The organism is Staphylococcus pasteuri (assembly GCF_030547725.1).
GTDB lineage: Bacteria > Bacillota > Bacilli > Staphylococcales > Staphylococcaceae > Staphylococcus > Staphylococcus pasteuri.
Genome location: NZ_JAUOQO010000461.1, coordinates 1 through 262 on the forward strand (window position 1 = coordinate 1; position 262 = coordinate 262).

The following is a 262-nucleotide window of genomic DNA, read 5'->3' on the forward strand; positions in this document are numbered from 1 at the left end:
GCATAGAGGTTCAAGGCAGCCCGGTCGGGGCCCTCGAGGTCGAAGGGGATGGCCAGCACCGAGTGGAGGCCATGTTCCTGGATGGCCTTGGCGTATTCGGGCCAACGTTCGTCGGTGGCGAAGTCGGGGGCGTGGACCGGCTGCTGCGTGCGGGCCGCCGTGAGGCAGGGTCCGTCCTGGTAGTCGTATTGGAGTTCGTCCACGGCCTGGGCGGTAGCGCCGCTGCTGGCGATGGTGCCGGCCTTCTTGTGCCGGAGCAGGG

General features: G+C 68.7%; 1 protein-coding gene. It reads right to left on the minus strand.

Features of this window, described 5'->3' with window-relative positions:
* Positions 1 to 262: GAF domain-containing protein (locus Q4528_RS14355; RefSeq protein ID WP_303522304.1), on the minus strand; the 262-nt coding region annotated here is incomplete at both ends.